The 14,638-nt window shown below is 72.6% G+C and carries 9 protein-coding genes; 4 read left to right on the forward strand and 5 right to left on the reverse strand.

The genetic code is table 11. The features are described from left to right. The first annotated feature begins 68 nt into the window (after positions 1-68). The gene (locus tag ACPXBU_RS14730; protein WP_425758429.1) at positions 69-473 is read left to right on the forward strand and encodes a hypothetical protein; all 405 of its coding nucleotides are present in this window, start codon (positions 69-71) and stop codon (positions 471-473) included. A 54-nt stretch (positions 474-527) separates the two neighbouring features. Here the strand turns inward: ACPXBU_RS14730 and ACPXBU_RS14735 are convergent, their stop codons facing one another. Together ACPXBU_RS14735 and rpsD are read right to left on the reverse strand one after the other, a co-directional pair. Beyond that, a complete protein-coding gene (locus ACPXBU_RS14735; protein WP_425758430.1) occupies positions 528-4,457 on the reverse strand; it encodes a ThuA domain-containing protein in 3,930 nt (1,309 codons plus the stop codon). Between the two features lie 257 nt (positions 4,458-4,714). Continuing rightward, positions 4,715-5,323, reverse strand: a complete 609-nt coding sequence (gene rpsD, locus ACPXBU_RS14740; protein ID WP_393361060.1) for a 30S ribosomal protein S4 — start codon at positions 5,321-5,323, stop codon at positions 4,715-4,717. Positions 5,324-5,433: 110 nt separating this feature from the next. On the opposite strand from rpsD, the gene ACPXBU_RS14745 reads away from it, so the two are divergent. Then, complete coding sequence (locus ACPXBU_RS14745; RefSeq protein ID WP_425758761.1) at positions 5,434-6,093, forward strand: DUF2470 domain-containing protein; 660 nt, start codon at positions 5,434-5,436, stop codon at positions 6,091-6,093. A gap of 90 nt (positions 6,094-6,183) precedes the next feature. On the opposite strand, the gene ACPXBU_RS14750 is transcribed toward ACPXBU_RS14745, so the two are convergent. The 3 genes from ACPXBU_RS14750 to ACPXBU_RS14760 all read right to left on the reverse strand — a co-directional run bounded on the left by ACPXBU_RS14750 (position 6,184) and on the right by ACPXBU_RS14760 (position 10,494). After that, positions 6,184-7,644, reverse strand: coding sequence for a hypothetical protein (locus ACPXBU_RS14750; protein WP_425758431.1), 1,461 nt, complete (start codon positions 7,642-7,644; stop codon positions 6,184-6,186). Continuing rightward, positions 7,641-9,491, reverse strand: a complete 1,851-nt coding sequence (locus tag ACPXBU_RS14755; protein ID WP_393364396.1) for a dynamin family protein — start codon at positions 9,489-9,491, stop codon at positions 7,641-7,643. The genes ACPXBU_RS14750 and ACPXBU_RS14755 overlap by 4 nt, the downstream gene beginning before the upstream one ends. A gap of 115 nt (positions 9,492-9,606) precedes the next feature. Then, on the reverse strand, positions 9,607-10,494 hold the full coding sequence (locus tag ACPXBU_RS14760) for an IniB N-terminal domain-containing protein (protein ID WP_425758432.1): 888 nt from the start codon (positions 10,492-10,494) through the stop codon (positions 9,607-9,609). Positions 10,495-10,787: 293 nt separating this feature from the next. Here ACPXBU_RS14760 and ACPXBU_RS14765 point away from each other — a divergent pair, with 293 nt between their 5' ends. Continuing rightward, positions 10,788-12,044 carry an Hsp70 family protein gene (locus ACPXBU_RS14765; RefSeq protein WP_425758433.1) on the forward strand — a complete coding sequence of 419 codons (1,257 nt, stop codon included), beginning with the start codon at positions 10,788-10,790 and terminating at the stop codon, positions 12,042-12,044. A 5-nt stretch (positions 12,045-12,049) separates the two neighbouring features. Beyond that, positions 12,050-14,617, forward strand: a complete 2,568-nt coding sequence (locus tag ACPXBU_RS14770) for a LuxR C-terminal-related transcriptional regulator (RefSeq protein ID WP_425758434.1) — start codon at positions 12,050-12,052, stop codon at positions 14,615-14,617. Positions 14,618-14,638 lie beyond the last annotated feature (21 nt).

A 14,638-nucleotide genomic window follows, 5' to 3' on the forward strand; every position in this document is an offset into this window, starting at 1 on the left:
CCCACCTGCTGCTCGCGGTGCGCGGCGCGGCCGAGGTGCGGAATTCTGAAGGTCGCTAAGCTCCTGCCGTGATCCGCACCCTCGTCGTCGCCTCTCTGCTGCTGACCGGTTGCTCCGCGACCGAAGCGCCCGCCCCCACCTCGACCACGCCCTCGGACAAGGCTGCGGCCGCCGCCTGCACCCGACTGGTCTACGCCATGGAGGAGGGCGGAAAGCCCTTCGGGGACACGGGCACCGCGATGCGCGCCATCGAGTCGACCGATCCCGGCGTCCGGGAGGCCGGCCAGCGACTGGGGCCGGCCGCCCAGGAAGCCGCCGACCTCTGGGTACTGAACGACCCCACCGTCAACAAGGGACCGGCCGACAAACGTCTGGCCGACGCACGCCAGGGCCTGCTGACCGCGTGCACCGACCTGTTCGGCAAGTACCCGTGGCCGTTCACCCGGACGCCCACACCGACGCCCAGCACGTGAGCGACGGACGGGGCCGACACGGAACACCGTGCCGGCCCCGTCCGCGGTGGTGGTTCAGCTGGCGTACGCCTCCACCTCCCAGAGCGAGTGGCCGTAGCCGGTGCCCCGGGCGGTACCGTTGATCCGTAGGTAACGGCCGTTGGCGCCGAGCCCGGTGTGCTCGTCCACGCCGCCGTCGGCCCCGGTCACCGTCTTCGCGGTGGTCCAGGTGGTGCCGTCGTTCGAGGTCTGGATCTGGTACGCGCTGCTGTACGCCGCCTCCCAGCTCAGCTTGACCCGGCCGATCGCGGTCGGGCTGCCGAGGTCGACCCGGATCCACTGCGGATCGGAGAACGTGCTCGACCAGCGGGTGGTGAGGTTGCCGTCGACCGCCTGGGCGCCCGACACGTCGGCCCCCTCGTTGCTGGACGTCGACGTGGGTTTGTTCAGCAGCAGGTTGCCGCCGGTCGAGCCGCCGGTGCCGCCGTACACCTCGAACTCGAACACCGAGTAACCCCAGGCGGTGCCCCGAGTGGTGCCGAGCAGCCGGATGTACCGGCCGGAGCCGGTGAGCCCGGTCAGGTCGTCCACGCCGCCGTCGCCGCCGGTCACCGTCCGGATCGTGGTGAAGGTGACGCCGTCCGCCGAGGTCTGGATCTGGTACCCGCTGCCGTACGCGGCCTCCCAGGTCAGCTTGACCCGGTTGATGGCGTACGTGGCGCCCAGGTCCACGTCGACCCACTGCGGATCGCTGAACGCGCTGCTCCAGCGGGTGGCGGTCGCGCCGTCGAACGCGTTCGCCGGCGTGTAGGCCCCCTCGGAGCTGGACGCGCGGGCCGGCTTGCCCCGAGCCAGGTTGGCGCCCGGTTCGGGGTCCGGGTCGGGACCGGGCCCACCGGGGCTGGCGGAGAGGGTGAACTCGTCGATGTCGAACCACGGGCCGGCGCCCTTGAAGACCAGGAACAGGGTCCGGGTGCCGGTCGGGGCGGTGACGCCGCCGGTGACCGTGGCGAAATTGGCGTACCCACCGGTGGGGACCACGGTGGCCGAGCCGACGAGCGGCCCGGTGGGCGAGTCGACCCGCAGCTCCACCGTGCCGCCCCCGCCGGCCGGGGCACCGACCCGGGCGCTGAACGACTGGACGCCGGTCAGGTTGTACGGGCGGAACGAGATCCAGTCGTTGTTGTCGATGTAGCCGACCGCCGCGCCGCCGTGCCCGGCCGCCCCGGACACGATCTGGACGCCGGACGAGTCACCGAAGTGCTCGGCCTGGCGGACCCGGGGTTGCAGCACCGCCTGGGTGTGCGTGGTCAGCGGCGGTTGGCCGCCCCCGCCCAGGTCGGTGTACTCGGCGTCGATGATGCCGAAGATGTTCGCCGCCGTGTCGTGCTCACCGTCGGCGGTGGTCTGGATGACGCCGGTGCAGCCCTGCGCGCTGCCGAGTTGGTGGCCGTGCGAGTCGTGGCCGAGGACGTAGTTCACCTTCACCCGCGCGCAGTTGATCGCACCGTCCTGGGCGTCGGTGACCGTGACGCTGAACGGCACGGCGTCCCCGAAGGCGAACGTCTGCCCGTTCGACGGCGTGTTCACGGTGACCACCGGTGCGCTGTTGCCGACGGTGACGACCACGCTCGCCGTGGCCGTCTTGCCGGTGGTGTCCCGCACCGTCAGTGTCGGGCTGCGGGTCCCGTTCGTGGTGTAGGTGAAGCTCGGGTTCGCGGCGGTCGAGTCGGTGCTGCCGTTGTTGTCGAAATCCCAGGCGTAGGTGAACGGGTCACCGTCCGGGTCGAGGGTGCCGGCCGAGGAGAAGGCCACGGTCAGCGGCGCGGTGCCACTGGTCGGAGTGGCCGACACCTTCGCGACGGGCGCTCTGCCCTCGCGGGCGTACTCGATGCGGTAGAGCGCCGAGTTGGCGTCGCCGTTGAACCAGCCGGTGCCGTAGTCGAGCACGTAGAGCGCGCCGTCCGGCCCGAACTCCATATCCATGACCTGCGTGCCGGTCCACGGGAACGGGTTGATCTTCAACGGTTGGCCGGACGCGTCGAGTTTGATGTTCTTGATCCAGCGGCGACCGAACTCGCCGGCGAAGTAGGTCCCGTCGTAGTACTCCGGGAACGCCACCGGCGAGGTGTTGGTCGGGTCGTACCGGTAGACCGGGCCGCCCATCGGCGACAGGCCGCCGCCGGTGAACTCCGGCGGCGAGCCGGAGCCGCCGTACGGCAGCCACGCCGGGACGGCCGGCGGCAGCTGGGTGATGCCGGTGTTGTTCGGCGAGTTGTTCACCGGCCCGCCCGCGCAGTCGAACTTCGGCCCGGACGGCCCGGACGGGAAGGTGTAGTCGTTGTACGCGTCGTTGCGGGCGGTGCAGTACGGCCAGCCGTAGAAGCCGGGCCTGTCGACGCGGGCGAACTCCACGTTGCCCGCCGGTCCCCGGTTCGGGTCGGCGGTGCCCGCGTCCGGACCGTAGTCGCCGAGGTAGACGATGCCGGTGGCCTTGTCCACGCTCATCCGGAACGGGTTGCGGAAGCCCATCGCGTAGACCTCCGGGCGGGTCCGCGCGGTGCCCGGTGCGAACATGTTGCCGGCCGGGATGGTGTAGCCGCCGGCCGCGCTCGGCTTGATCCGGAGCACCTTGCCGCGCAGGTCGTTGCTGTTCGCCGAGGTGCGCTGGGCGTCGGAGGCAGGGTTGCGCCCGGCCCGCTCGTCGATCGGGGTGAAGCCGGCCGAGTCGAACGGGTTGGTGTCGTCACCCGTGGACAGGTAGAGGTTGCCGGCCGCGTCGAAGTCCATGTCGCCGCCGACGTGACAGCACATGCCCCGACTGGTCGGCACGTTCAGGATCAGTGTCTCGCTGGCCAGGTTGATGGTGTTGTCGGCGTTGACGGTGAACCGGGCCAGCCGGTTGACGCCGTCCCAGACGGCGAAGTCGGCAGGGGTGCCGGTGGCCGGGGCGCCGCCACCGGGAGTGTTGAGCGGTGGGGCGTAGTACGCGTACACCCAGCGGTTGGTGGCGAAGTTGGGGTCGGCCTTGATGCCCTGCAGGCCCTCCTCGTCGCCGGTGTAGACGGGCAGGGTGGCGGCGATCTTCGTGTTGCCGGCGGCGTCGGTGTGCCGGATCACGCCGTTGCGGGAGGTGTGCAGCACGCCCCGGTCCGGCAGGACGGTGAGGCTCATCGGCTCACCGGTCTCGGCCGCGCCCTTGGCCAGCTCCACCTGTTGGAAGCTGCTGGTGACGGTGGGGCCGCAGTCGGCGTCGACCGCGCCGGCGGCGGTCCGGATGCCGCCGAGCAGGTGCTGGCGGAAGGTCGCCTCGGTGTACGACGCGTCGGTGTGGCCCAGGCCCGTGTACCAGGCTCGGCCGCCGGAGTAGTTCTGGCACCAGGAGATCGGGTGGTCGGCGCCCATGCTCCCGCCGGTGTAGGTGCTCTCGTCCAGGGTGGCCAGCACGTGGGCGGCGCCCCGGGGGTTGGTGCGGTAGTTGTACAGCTCGTCGAACCGGTTCCACCGCTGTGGCAGGGTCGCGGTGGACGGGTGTACCTGGTCGGCGACCTTGACGGTGACGTTCTGCTCGGCCGGGTGCGAGGCGAAGTACGCCCCGACCAGCCCGCCGTACCAGGGCCAGTCGTACTCGGTGTCGGAGGCGGCGTGCACGCCCACGTACCCGCCGCCGCCGGTGATGTAGCGCTCGAACGCGGCCTGCTGGGCGGCGTTGAGCACGTCGCCGGTGGTGGACAACCAGATCACCGCGGCGAACCGGTCCAGGTTGGCGTCGGTGAACTGGGCGGCGTCCTCGGTGGCCTCGACGGTGAAGCCGTTGGCGGCGCCGAGCTGCTGGATGGCGGCGATGCCGGGGGTGATGGACCCGTGCCGGAATCCGGCGGTCTTGCTGAAGACCAGCACGGTGAACGGTGCGGCGCCGGCCGTGGGTGGCGCGGCGACGATGCCGCCGGCCACGAGGATCGCGCTCAGCGCGACACCGAGCCATGATCTCAGGGATCTGCGCACGGTTGTCCTTTCGTGGTGCGAGGACGGCGTGCGCCGATCACGCCTGGCAGTGGAACGAGGAATGTGAATGCATCGTTGCGTCCGGGTCACGGTCGCGTCAAGCCTCTTCCGCCATCTGTGAGAGCGTTATCTCCGCAGGTCAGGGGCGACCGTTGCCAGCAAGATCGAATAACGGTTTTCGGGTCACGATCGACGCCTGGAGGGTCCCGACGCGCGACGAAGGCGCTCGGAACCCTCCCCCGACGGCCGGTCGCCGCTCAGCGTGAGTAGTACTCGACGACGAGCTGCTCGTCGCAGACCACCGGGACCTCCGCGCGCACCGGAAGCCGGGTCAGACGCGCGGTCAGGCCGGGCAGACTGACGTCCAGGTAGGGTGCGCGGCGCTCCGCGGCGTGCGCCCCGGCCGCCGCGACGACGAACGGCGCCTTGCCCCGGCTGCGTTCCGCCACGGCGATGACGTCGCCGGGCTGCAGCCGTGCCGACGGTCGGTCCAGGCGGCGGCCGTTCACCGTGACGTGCTGGTGGGTGACCATCTGGCGGGCCTGGTAGATGGTGCGGGCGAAGCCGGCTCGCAGCACCAGCGCGTCGAGACGGCTCTCCAACTCGACGATCAGCTCCTCACCGGTCTTGCCCGGCCGGCGCACCGCCCGGTCGAAGGCGCGCCGGAGCTGGCCCTCGTGCAGGTCGTACTGCGCCTTGAGCCGCTGCTTCTCCAACAGCCGGACCTTGTAGTCACTTGTCGTACGTCGCGCACGGCCGTGCTGTCCCGGCGGGAACGGACGGCGCTCGAAGTAGCGCACGCACTTCGGGGTCAGCGCGATGCCCAGAGCGCGGGAACGCTTGACCTTGGGGCGGGTCTGATTCATCCTTCACCTCTCAAGTAAGGTAAGCCTAACCTTATTAGGAGATGATCGCCGTGAGCAAGCCGTCGACTAACACGGACTCCACCGACGACGCAGGTGTCCGACTACGATCGATGCTGGTCGCCACCGACTCCCTCACCCTGCACGTCCCGGGGGTCGAGGCGTACGTCGCCGGCCGGCACGTCGTGACGCCCGACGGGCGACTGCGGATCGACCTGCCGACCGGCTCCCACCTGACCCACCACCTCGCGCAGCACACGGAGACCGTGGCGATGATCGAGGTGACCGACCTGGCGCCCGTCCCGGTCCGCAACCGGGTACGCGCGCGGGGCAGGCTCACCGGCTGGCTGGTGACCGAGGCCGCCGCGACCGGAAACGATCAGGACCTGGCGGTGGTCCTCGACCTCGCCACCGCGGAGCTGACCGTCGACGGCCGCACCAGAGGCGTCGACCCGGAGGTCTTCGCGGCCGCCCAGCCCGATCCGTTGGCGGACGCCGAAGCCGACCTGTTGTGCCACCTCGACCATCACCACCCGCGCACCGTCGAGCGGCTGTGCCGACTGGTCCCCGGTCGCCATCTCCAGGGAGTTCGCCAGGTCCGACCGGTACGCCTGGACCGCCACGGTGTCGTGCTCCGGTTGGAACTGGCCAGCGGTGACCGGGACGTCCGACTGAGCTTCCGCACGCCGCTGCGGCATCCCGACCAACTCGGCGCCCAGATCGAGGCCCTGCTGCGGCAGTCGCACGGCTGCCGAACCCGACGCGCCCGCTGACGATCTCCGGAGGCCCGCACCGCTGCGACGGCAGAGGCCGCGGCTCAGCGACGGCAGAGGCCGCGGCTCAGCGACGGCAGAGGCCGCGGCTCAGCGACCACCCGCCACCAGTTCGGCGATCATCCCCTCGCAACTGCGGACGACGACCTGGGCTCCACGCCGCTGCGCCAGCGGGAGCAGGGGGTCCTCCGCCCGGTCCCGCCACCGCCACTGCGCGTCGGTGGCCACCTCCCAGAGCCGTCGCACGGTCGCCTCGTGCTCGACACCCAGTCGGGCCGCGAGACCCACCCCGTCACCACCGACGAGCCGCTGCGCCTCGGCGGCCACCTCCGCGTCGAAGCCGAGCCGGGCGTTGCGCAGCGCGACAAGCAGGCGCAGCTCCCGGAACTCGTGCGCGCCGGCGAGGATCCGCTCGACCGCTCCGGCCAGCTCCGCGGAACCGGGGACGGGCTCGGCCCGCAGCAGCGCCTCGACCGCGGCCAGCGCGGACCGGGCCTTGAGGGCGTCGCCGCGGTCGATGAAACAGCGGGTCACCGACTCGCGCAGCTCGGTGAGACCGCTGCGCCGGATGAGTTCCGCCGAGAGCTTCACCCGACTGTCGAAACCGCTGCGCACCAACGTGGTCGCCAGCCGGACGCCGAAGAGCCCGAACCGGTCCAGCAGCGCGGCACGTACCTCGGTTTCCAGGCGTACCGGCAGCTCACCACTGAGGAAACGATCGGCGGAGATCAGGTGGGTGTCCAGCTCGGCCCGGGGCACCTGGGCGATGGCGGCGAGCGCGGCGAAGTCTGACTCGCCGAGCATCCGGCCCGCCAGGCCGAGCATTCCACTGCACGCCACCACGTTCACGCTGACCGCGCTCACCCGTGGATCGCGGTAGTGCCGACGGGCGAGCTGCCGGGCGGTGAGCAGGCCGTCGATCCGGCCTCCGCCGATCTCGTCCGCCCGGGACAACACCGTGATCACATTGACCGGGGCGGCCTGCCCGACCACGCTGTCCCGGCCGGACTCCAGCACCCGCAGATCACTGTCGCGAGCGTCGCGGGTCAGATACAACACCGCGTCCGAATCCCGTAACACCCGCTCCCACACCGGCGTCCGACCCTGCTCGACGCTGCCGGTGACCGCCGGGGTGTCGATGAGCGTGACCTGCCGCAGCGCCCGCGTCGGCCACCGCACCACGATGTCGCGCACGTCGCCCGCGCCCCAGCCGAGGTCCACCCGCAGACCGGTCGCCGACTTGACCACCGTCAACTCCTGCGGAGGCTGACCGGCCGGATAGGCGGTCGCGCGCGGCTCGGCGCCGTCCTCGTACCAGGTGAACGCACCGTCGGCCCGCTCGACGGGTGCGACCTCCTCACCCATCAGGGCGTTGAGCACCGTCGACTTGCCGGAACGCCAGGGGCCGGCGACCGCGATCCGCAGCGGTTGCTCCAGGCGGGCGACCTGGTGCCGCAACTGCCCGACGGCCCGCGGATGGTCCTGATAGAGGTCGATGGCCTGGTGCAACAACCCCCAGGCCGCCTCGTCCAGGCGCAGACCCACGGTCATGCCTGCGGCTCCAACAGCAGCGGGGCGGCACGGGTGCCGGTCAACTGCTGAGCCTGTTCGTAGAGCGCGGCCAACCGGGTCATCTTCAACCGGATCTCGCGCTGCCGCTGCTCGCGCAGCGACGCATCCGTGTCGGCCTCCTGTTTGGCGCTGCGGAACGACTGGACGATCGCCTCCTGAAGCTCCTCGGTCAGGCCCGTGAAGTGGTCCCGCAGCATGCGCTGCACCTGCCGGGCGGTGTCCCGACAGTCGCGGATGATCCGGACGAAGACGTCGTCGACATGCCGCTGGATGGCCGTCTTGACGGTCGCCTGACGGCGACGGAGCAACTGCTTGCTCTCGTCGCGGATGCTCTTGCCGCCGAAGAGCGCCCCGATGCCGACCGAGACCGGGTTGATCATCGGCATGCCGGCCAGGGTGGTCGCCAGACCGAACATCAGCATGCCGCCGTACGAGCCCTTCATGCCGGTGAACAGCTTCTGGCTCGGGGTGAACCTGTCGATCGTCGGCATCTGCAACTCGGGCAGCCGCTGCCCGATGTCCTCCGGCATCGTCATTGACCAGGGCGGCAGCACGTCGTAGCCGTACCTGGTGAAGTTGGCGGCCACCCGGCGGGCGAGCCAGTCGCAGCGCTGGATCAGCCACTCGTGGTTCGCCTCCGCCGCCTCCACCAGGCTGCGTTCCAGCCAGTCCTGGAAGGTGTCCCAGGCGACCAACGGATCGGCCGTGTCGAACGCCTCGTCGACGGTCCGCAGGATCTCCCGGGTCCGGTCGCGCAGGTCGTACTCGATGTCGGACAGCAGGTCGGCGATCTCGTCGCTGAGGGTGTTCTGCCACCGGGTGGAGCACCGGCGCAGCTCGTCGACCTCACGCTGCGCCGCGTGCAGCCGGGAGATCGGCCCGGACTGCTCCTCGGCCTCCTGGGTGGTCGCCAACTCGGCGCGCAGCGGGGCGGCCAACTGCTCCACCACCGTCCGGGCCACCGTCTGCACCGAGGCCCGGGCCAGTTGGTCGGCCTTGCCGGCCAGGTCCCGCTGGAGTCGGGCGATCAGCGCGGGAAAGCCGGACTCGGCGTTGAGACCCCGGTCGTCGGCCCCGGCGGCGCGCAGTCGCAACGTCGCCGAGACCGGGATCAGCGTCGCCGGGATGCCCGCCTCGGCCAGGTGCTGCCTGTTGCGGTCGGCCACCGCGCGCCAGTCCGCCACCAGATCGGTCTTGCTCTGCACCACGACCACGTTGGGGTGTGCGCGCATGACGTGCAGCAACATGTTCAACTCGGCGACCGACAGGTCCCGGGTGGAGTCGGAGACCAGCAGCACGGTGTCCGCGCGGGCGGGCGCGGCGACCGAGGCCGCACCGCCGATGGCGGAGACCTCGTCGGCGCCGGGAGTGTCCACCAACACCAGCCCGGCGCCGAGCAGGGCGCGGGGCACTCCGATCTCGACGTACGCCGGGCCACCACCCGGCCGGCGTCCGACCAGGCCGGCGACGCTCTCCGCGACCTGGTTCAGTGCCATCGGGGTCCGCTCGACGGCCCCCGCGACGGCGGCGCCGCCCCGGGCGGGCCGCGGCGCCTGGGCGACCGCGACGGTCGGGGCCTCGGCATGCGACACCACTGTCGGAAGGACAGTCGTGCGGCCGTCGCCGACCGGACAGGCCGGCGCGTTGATGATCGCGTTGATCAACTGGCTCTTGCCCTGGTTCGGCTCACCGATGACCAGGACGCGCAGCGTCGGATCCAGCAGTTGGGCGCGCTTCTGCCGGACCGTCTGGAGCAGGTCACCACGACCGTGTGCACTGCACGTGCGGGCGATGTCGTCCAGTACGTCCAACCAGATCCCGGCCATCACCGCACCAAGTGTGCGGATTTCGGCTCAATTATCAAGAGGTTCCGGAACTGGAACCGGAGAGGGCCGGACCGCCCGAGACGATCCGGCCCTCCGCTCCGACCGGAGATCCGGGTCAGAGCAGGCCGCCGGTGATACCCAGCAGCCCGTGATCGGACGAGGCGTGCGAGTCGCCGCCGAGCACACCATCGGTGACCCCACCGGTCACGTCACCGACAGTGCCGGTGACACCGGGGAGGAGGCTGTCCACCTGGTGCGTCACGCCGCCCACCGTCGACGGCACGTCGAGCGGCGGGACCGTGCCGCCGACGAGACCGTCGCCGTGCCCGAGGCCCAGCCCGCCGAGGGTGTCGCCGACACCGAGCGAGCTGACGACCCCGCCGAGCTGACCGTGGGCGCCGGGGAGGACGCCACCGGACAGGTCGCCGCCGATCAGATTCGGGTCAGCGCCGCCGAGCAGACCGGTCGGGTCGCCGACGGTGCCCGTGACGTCACCGAGCACCGGGTCCGCGATCGCGTCCACCGGCTGCACCACGTCCGCGTCGAGGGTGTGCGCCACGTCGGCGACGCCGGCGAAGTCGGTGTCCAGGCCGTACGGGCCGACGCCCAGGCCGATCCCCGGCAGCACGGTCACCCCGGCGGCGGCCGTCGAGGGGTCGACCGCGATGGCGCCGAGCACGCCGGCCTTGACGTCCACGCCGGTGGGCGAGCTCGTGACGCTGATCTGCTGCGCCACGCTCTGCAACTGACCCACCACGTCGGTGGTGTCGGTGAGCAGCGGGTCGAGCCCGAGCTGCCCGACCGGTCCGGTCAACGGCGCGAGACCCGCCCCCGGCGCGTAGTCGACCACAAGCGGCACGACGTCCTGCACATCCGCGGCGGTGATGTCGGTGAGCCCGGCGCCCCGCAGCGCGCCCTCCGGGTCGAGGTCGAATGCCGACCGCGCGTCGGGGTTCGTCAGCAGGTCGAGAACGAAGTCGTGGAGCGTCTGGTGCGAGTCCATGTGCCGGTTCTCCTCGGAAGTGGCGCCGGGTGTCGTACGTCGACACTGACGCTATTGCCGGGGCTCGCCCCGGGCATCGGGGCTCAACCCGCAACCGGCCCGGTTGAACTAGGGGCTCCGCGACCTCGTACGTTAGGGGGACAGGGGGAAACCGTCCCGGCGAGATTAGGGTCCCGACCAGGGGCTGATCTCTGGTACGAACGTAGGAGCCCGCGGGGTTCGCCGGGGGTGGGTCGTCGGCAGCACCGACACCATCGCCACCGGCCGGCCAACTCACGGGGGGAGAAGAGACGATGCCGTACGTCCTGGGGATAGACATCGGGAGCACCAACACCGCCGCCGCGGTCGCACGGCGCACCGGCGCGACCTGGACGCGTCCCGAGCCCGTCCCACTGCAGGTCGGCTCCCCGCTCGTGCCGTCGGTGCTGTGCCTGGCGGAGGACGGCTCGCTGCACGTCGGCGAGCCCACGACCGACGACGGCAGCCGCACCACCCGCGACTTCGTCCACCGCATCGGTGACGACGTGCCCCTGCTGCTGGGCGGCGAGGCGTGCACACCGCAGACGCTCACCGCGGAACTCGCGACCTGGGTGGTGGAGCGGGTGCACGCCCTGGAGGGCGGCCCGGCCGAGGCGGTCGTGCTCAGTCACCCGGCGGGGTGGCGTCCGTACCGGCGGGAGGTGCTGCACCGGGCGCTGTCCGACTTCGGCCTGCGGCACGTGACGTTGCTGCCGCGCACGGTCACGGTGGCCGAGAGCCACGCGGCTCGCGGGTTCGCGGGCACCACGGCCGCCGTCTACGCCCTGGGGGGCAACAGCTTCGAGGCCGCGCTGGTGCGCCGCACCGCGCGCGGCACCTACGAGACGTTCGGCACGCCGCAGGGTCTCGACTCGGTTGGCGGCGTCGACTTCGACGAGGCGCTGGCCGGGCATACCCGTACGATGCTGGCCCGGGAGCTGGCCAGCACCGCACGCCGCGGCACCCAGGCCGCCCTGCGCGGGCTGCGCGCGGAGTGCGACCGGGCCAAGCGGGCGCTGACCGTCGACCTGACGGCCGACGTGGTGGTGACCCTGCCGAGCGGACCCGCCCGGATACCGGTGACCCGGGCGCAGTTCGAGCACATGATCCGCCCGATGGTGCAGACCACAGTCGACCTGCTGCTGCAGGCCGTGCGCAGCGCGGACCTGACGTCGGCGCAGCTCGACGGCGTCCTGCTGGCGGGCGGCTCGACCCGCGTACCGCTCGTCGTCGAGCTGATCAGCGCGGCCCTTCCGGTGCCCGTCGAGGTCGAACCGGACTCGCAACTGACCGCCGCCGCCGGGGCGGCGTTGGCCGCCGCCCAGGTGGTGTCGCCGCGCGCTCGCCGGCCCGCGCCGGTCCGCGACCCGGTGCGCAGCGCCGGGCGGGCCGCCATCCCGGCGTCGCGCCGCCCCCACCACGACACCGTTCCGGGCGACCCGCCACCGCGGCCGCCGGTCCGGGTCCTCCCACTGGACCTGCCGAAGCCGTCCCGCCTGGCGCTGGCCCGCAGCCGGGGACGCGAAGGATGACCTCAATGATCATGAATGACGTCGACGCACCGGGGCTGACGCTGGACCGGGGGCCACAGGCACTGCTGGACACGGTCGCGCAGGACCCGACCGGCCCACTGGCCGTCGGCATCGCCGGCCCCGGCGGGCACGGCAAGACCGCGCTCCTCACCGAGCTGGCCCGGGTCCACCAGCGGGCCGGGATCCCCGTACGCACGGCCGTCCCGGAGCCCGACGAACCGGTCGACCCCGACACACTCGTGCTCGTCGACGACGCGCACCTGCTCGACGACGCCCGGATCGAGGTGCTCCTGCGCCTGCTCGGCGCCCGCCGGCACCGCCTGGTGGTCGCCCACCGCCCGTGGCCCCGGTCCGCGGCGCTCAGCGAGCTCGTCGACTCCCTGCGGCGGGACGGGCAGGCCGTGCTCCTCACCCCGTTCACGCGGGAGCAGACCGCCAGCTATCTCACCGCCGCGCCGGAGCTGGGCCGCCGCGACGACCTCGTCGACTTCGTCCACACGCAGACGTCCGGCGTACCCCGGGACGTCGAGCGGTTGGCCCGCGGCCTGACCGGCGCGGAGAGCCGGACCGGCGCGGTGGTCAACCCACCCCGGGCCGTCGTCGCCGAGTTCGGGCCGGACCTGGACGTGCAGCCCGCCGAGGTACGACGACTGCTGCTCGCCGTCGCGGCCGGCGGGTCGCTGCCGGCGAACATGCTCGCCGCGCTCCTGGGCGTGGGCCCGGCGGCGGTGGACGAGTTGATCGCCACGACGCGGGCGGCCGGGCTGCTCGGCGCCGACGGCCGGCTCGCGCCGATCGTCCGGCGGGCGGTCACGACGCTCAGCCCCGCCACCGACCGGACCGCGGTCTGGCGTCGGCTCACCGAGGTGCAGCTCGCGCGGGGCGGAGCGGTGCTGCCGCTGGTCCGCTCCCTGCTCGCGGTCGGCGCGCTCGGCGACTGCCCGGCCTCGACGCTGGCCGCCGCGGCGGGTGAGGCCCTGGCCGACGAGCCGGCGTTCGCCGCCGAGTTGTTCGCCGCCGCCACCGCGGCCGGGCAGCCGGCCAGCGCGCAGCAGGCGCTCGCCGCCGCGCTCGCCGGCAACCTCGACGACGCCCTGCGCTTGGCGGACCGACTGCTGGCCACCGCCGCCCCGTCCGACCGCCGCGAGGCGGCCGTGGTGGCGGCGACCGCCCTGGCGCACCGGGGCCACGTCGGCCGCAGCGTGGAGCTGTACCGGTGGTCGGGCACCGCCTCGGCGTTGGCCTTCGCCGTCGTCGGTGGGCTCGCCACCGGAGAGCTGGACGCCACCGCCGCGGCACCGGCGGGTGACCGGCTGGGCGAACCACCGACCCTGCACGCCAGCGCCGCCCGACTGATGGCCGAGGGGGTACGCGAGAGCGTCAGCGGCCCGCCGACCGCCGCGCTCTCCGCGCTGGTGCAGGCCGCCGCGCTGCTGGAACCGGACGGGCGGGCCGCTCTCCTCCCGGACAGCCCGGCGGCGCTCGCCGCGCTGACGGCAGTGCACTGCGGTGAGCTGGAGATCGCCGAGCAGGTGCTGCACCGCGCCCTGGACGCCGGCGTGGGTGGCCCGCTGATGGCTCGCCGCCACCGGCTGTTGCAGGCCTGGATCCTGATGGTCCGGGGCGAGACCCGCGCCGCGACCGAACACCTCGCCGCGGTGACGCTCGACGGACGGCAGTTGGAGTCACGCGACCTGCTCTTCGCCGCCGCGATCCGGATGGGAGTCGGCCGCCGCACCAGCGACATCGGGGCGCTCAAGAGTGGCTGGGGGCAGGCGCTGGAGGCGGTGGTCCGGCACCCCGTCGACCTGTTCACGCTCCTGCCGCTGGGTGAGCTGGCCATCGCCGGCGCGCGCCTCGGTGACCTGGCCCGACTCGAACCGTACCTGCGGGAGGCGCGTGCGCTGCTCGGCCGACTCGGCGATCCGCCACTGTGGAGTGTGCCGTTGCACTGGAGCGGCCTGCACGCCGCGATCCTCACCGGCGCGCCGGACGTCGCCGACGACCACGTCGCGGCCCTGCTGGCCGCGGCCGAGCACAGCCGGTACGCGGCGGTGGTCGCCGCCGCCGCGGAGTGCTGGGTGGAGGTGCTCCGGGGTGTCGTCGACCCGGCCCGCGTGGAGGCCGCCGCCCGGGCGCTGCACGACACCGGACTGCGCTGGGACGGTGCTCGCCTCGCCGGCCAGGCCGCCATCCGCACCGCGGACCGGCGGGCGATGACCACGCTGCTGGAGTGCGCGCGGGCACTGCAGGGGCGGCCGGCCGGCGGCCACGGCGAGCAGGCGCCGACGAGCACCACCGAGAGCACCACGCGGGTCGCCGGCCCCACCCCGCAGGGGCTCAGCGACCGCGAGTACGAGGTTGCCGAGCTGGTGCTCGCCGGGTTGACCTACCGCGAGATCGGCGACCGGCTCTTCATCTCGGCGAAGACCGTGGAACACCACGTGGCGCGGATGCGTAACCGGCTGAACTGCGCCAACCGCACCGAGTTGTTGGCTCTGCTGCGCACCGTCGTCGCCGACCGGGCCAGCGACACGGCCGGGCAGCCGTGGCCGCAGCGGACGACCCGATGAGGGGCTCGCGCCGGGGACGCC

This window comes from Micromonospora sp. DT231 (assembly GCF_049847025.1).
In the GTDB taxonomy this organism is placed as follows: Bacteria; Actinomycetota; Actinomycetes; order Mycobacteriales; family Micromonosporaceae; genus Micromonospora.

Bases quoted from the DNA above. Each gene is read 5' to 3' on its own strand.
- rpsD (WP_393361060.1), bottom strand. From the start codon at position 5,323: ATGAATCAGACCCGCCCCAAGGTCAAGCGTTCCCGCGCTCTGGGCATC.
- ACPXBU_RS14745 (WP_425758761.1), top strand. From the start codon at position 5,434: ATGCTGGTCGCCACCGACTCCCTCACCCTGCACGTCCCGGGGGTCGAG.
- ACPXBU_RS14750 (WP_425758431.1), bottom strand. From the start codon at position 7,644: ATGACCGTGGGTCTGCGCCTGGACGAGGCGGCCTGGGGGTTGTTGCAC.
- ACPXBU_RS14755 (WP_393364396.1), bottom strand. From the start codon at position 9,491: ATGGCCGGGATCTGGTTGGACGTACTGGACGACATCGCCCGCACGTGC.
- ACPXBU_RS14760 (WP_425758432.1), bottom strand. From the start codon at position 10,494: ATGGACTCGCACCAGACGCTCCACGACTTCGTTCTCGACCTGCTGACG.
- ACPXBU_RS14765 (WP_425758433.1), top strand. From the start codon at position 10,788: ATGCCGTACGTCCTGGGGATAGACATCGGGAGCACCAACACCGCCGCC.
- ACPXBU_RS14770 (WP_425758434.1), top strand. From the start codon at position 12,050: ATGATCATGAATGACGTCGACGCACCGGGGCTGACGCTGGACCGGGGG.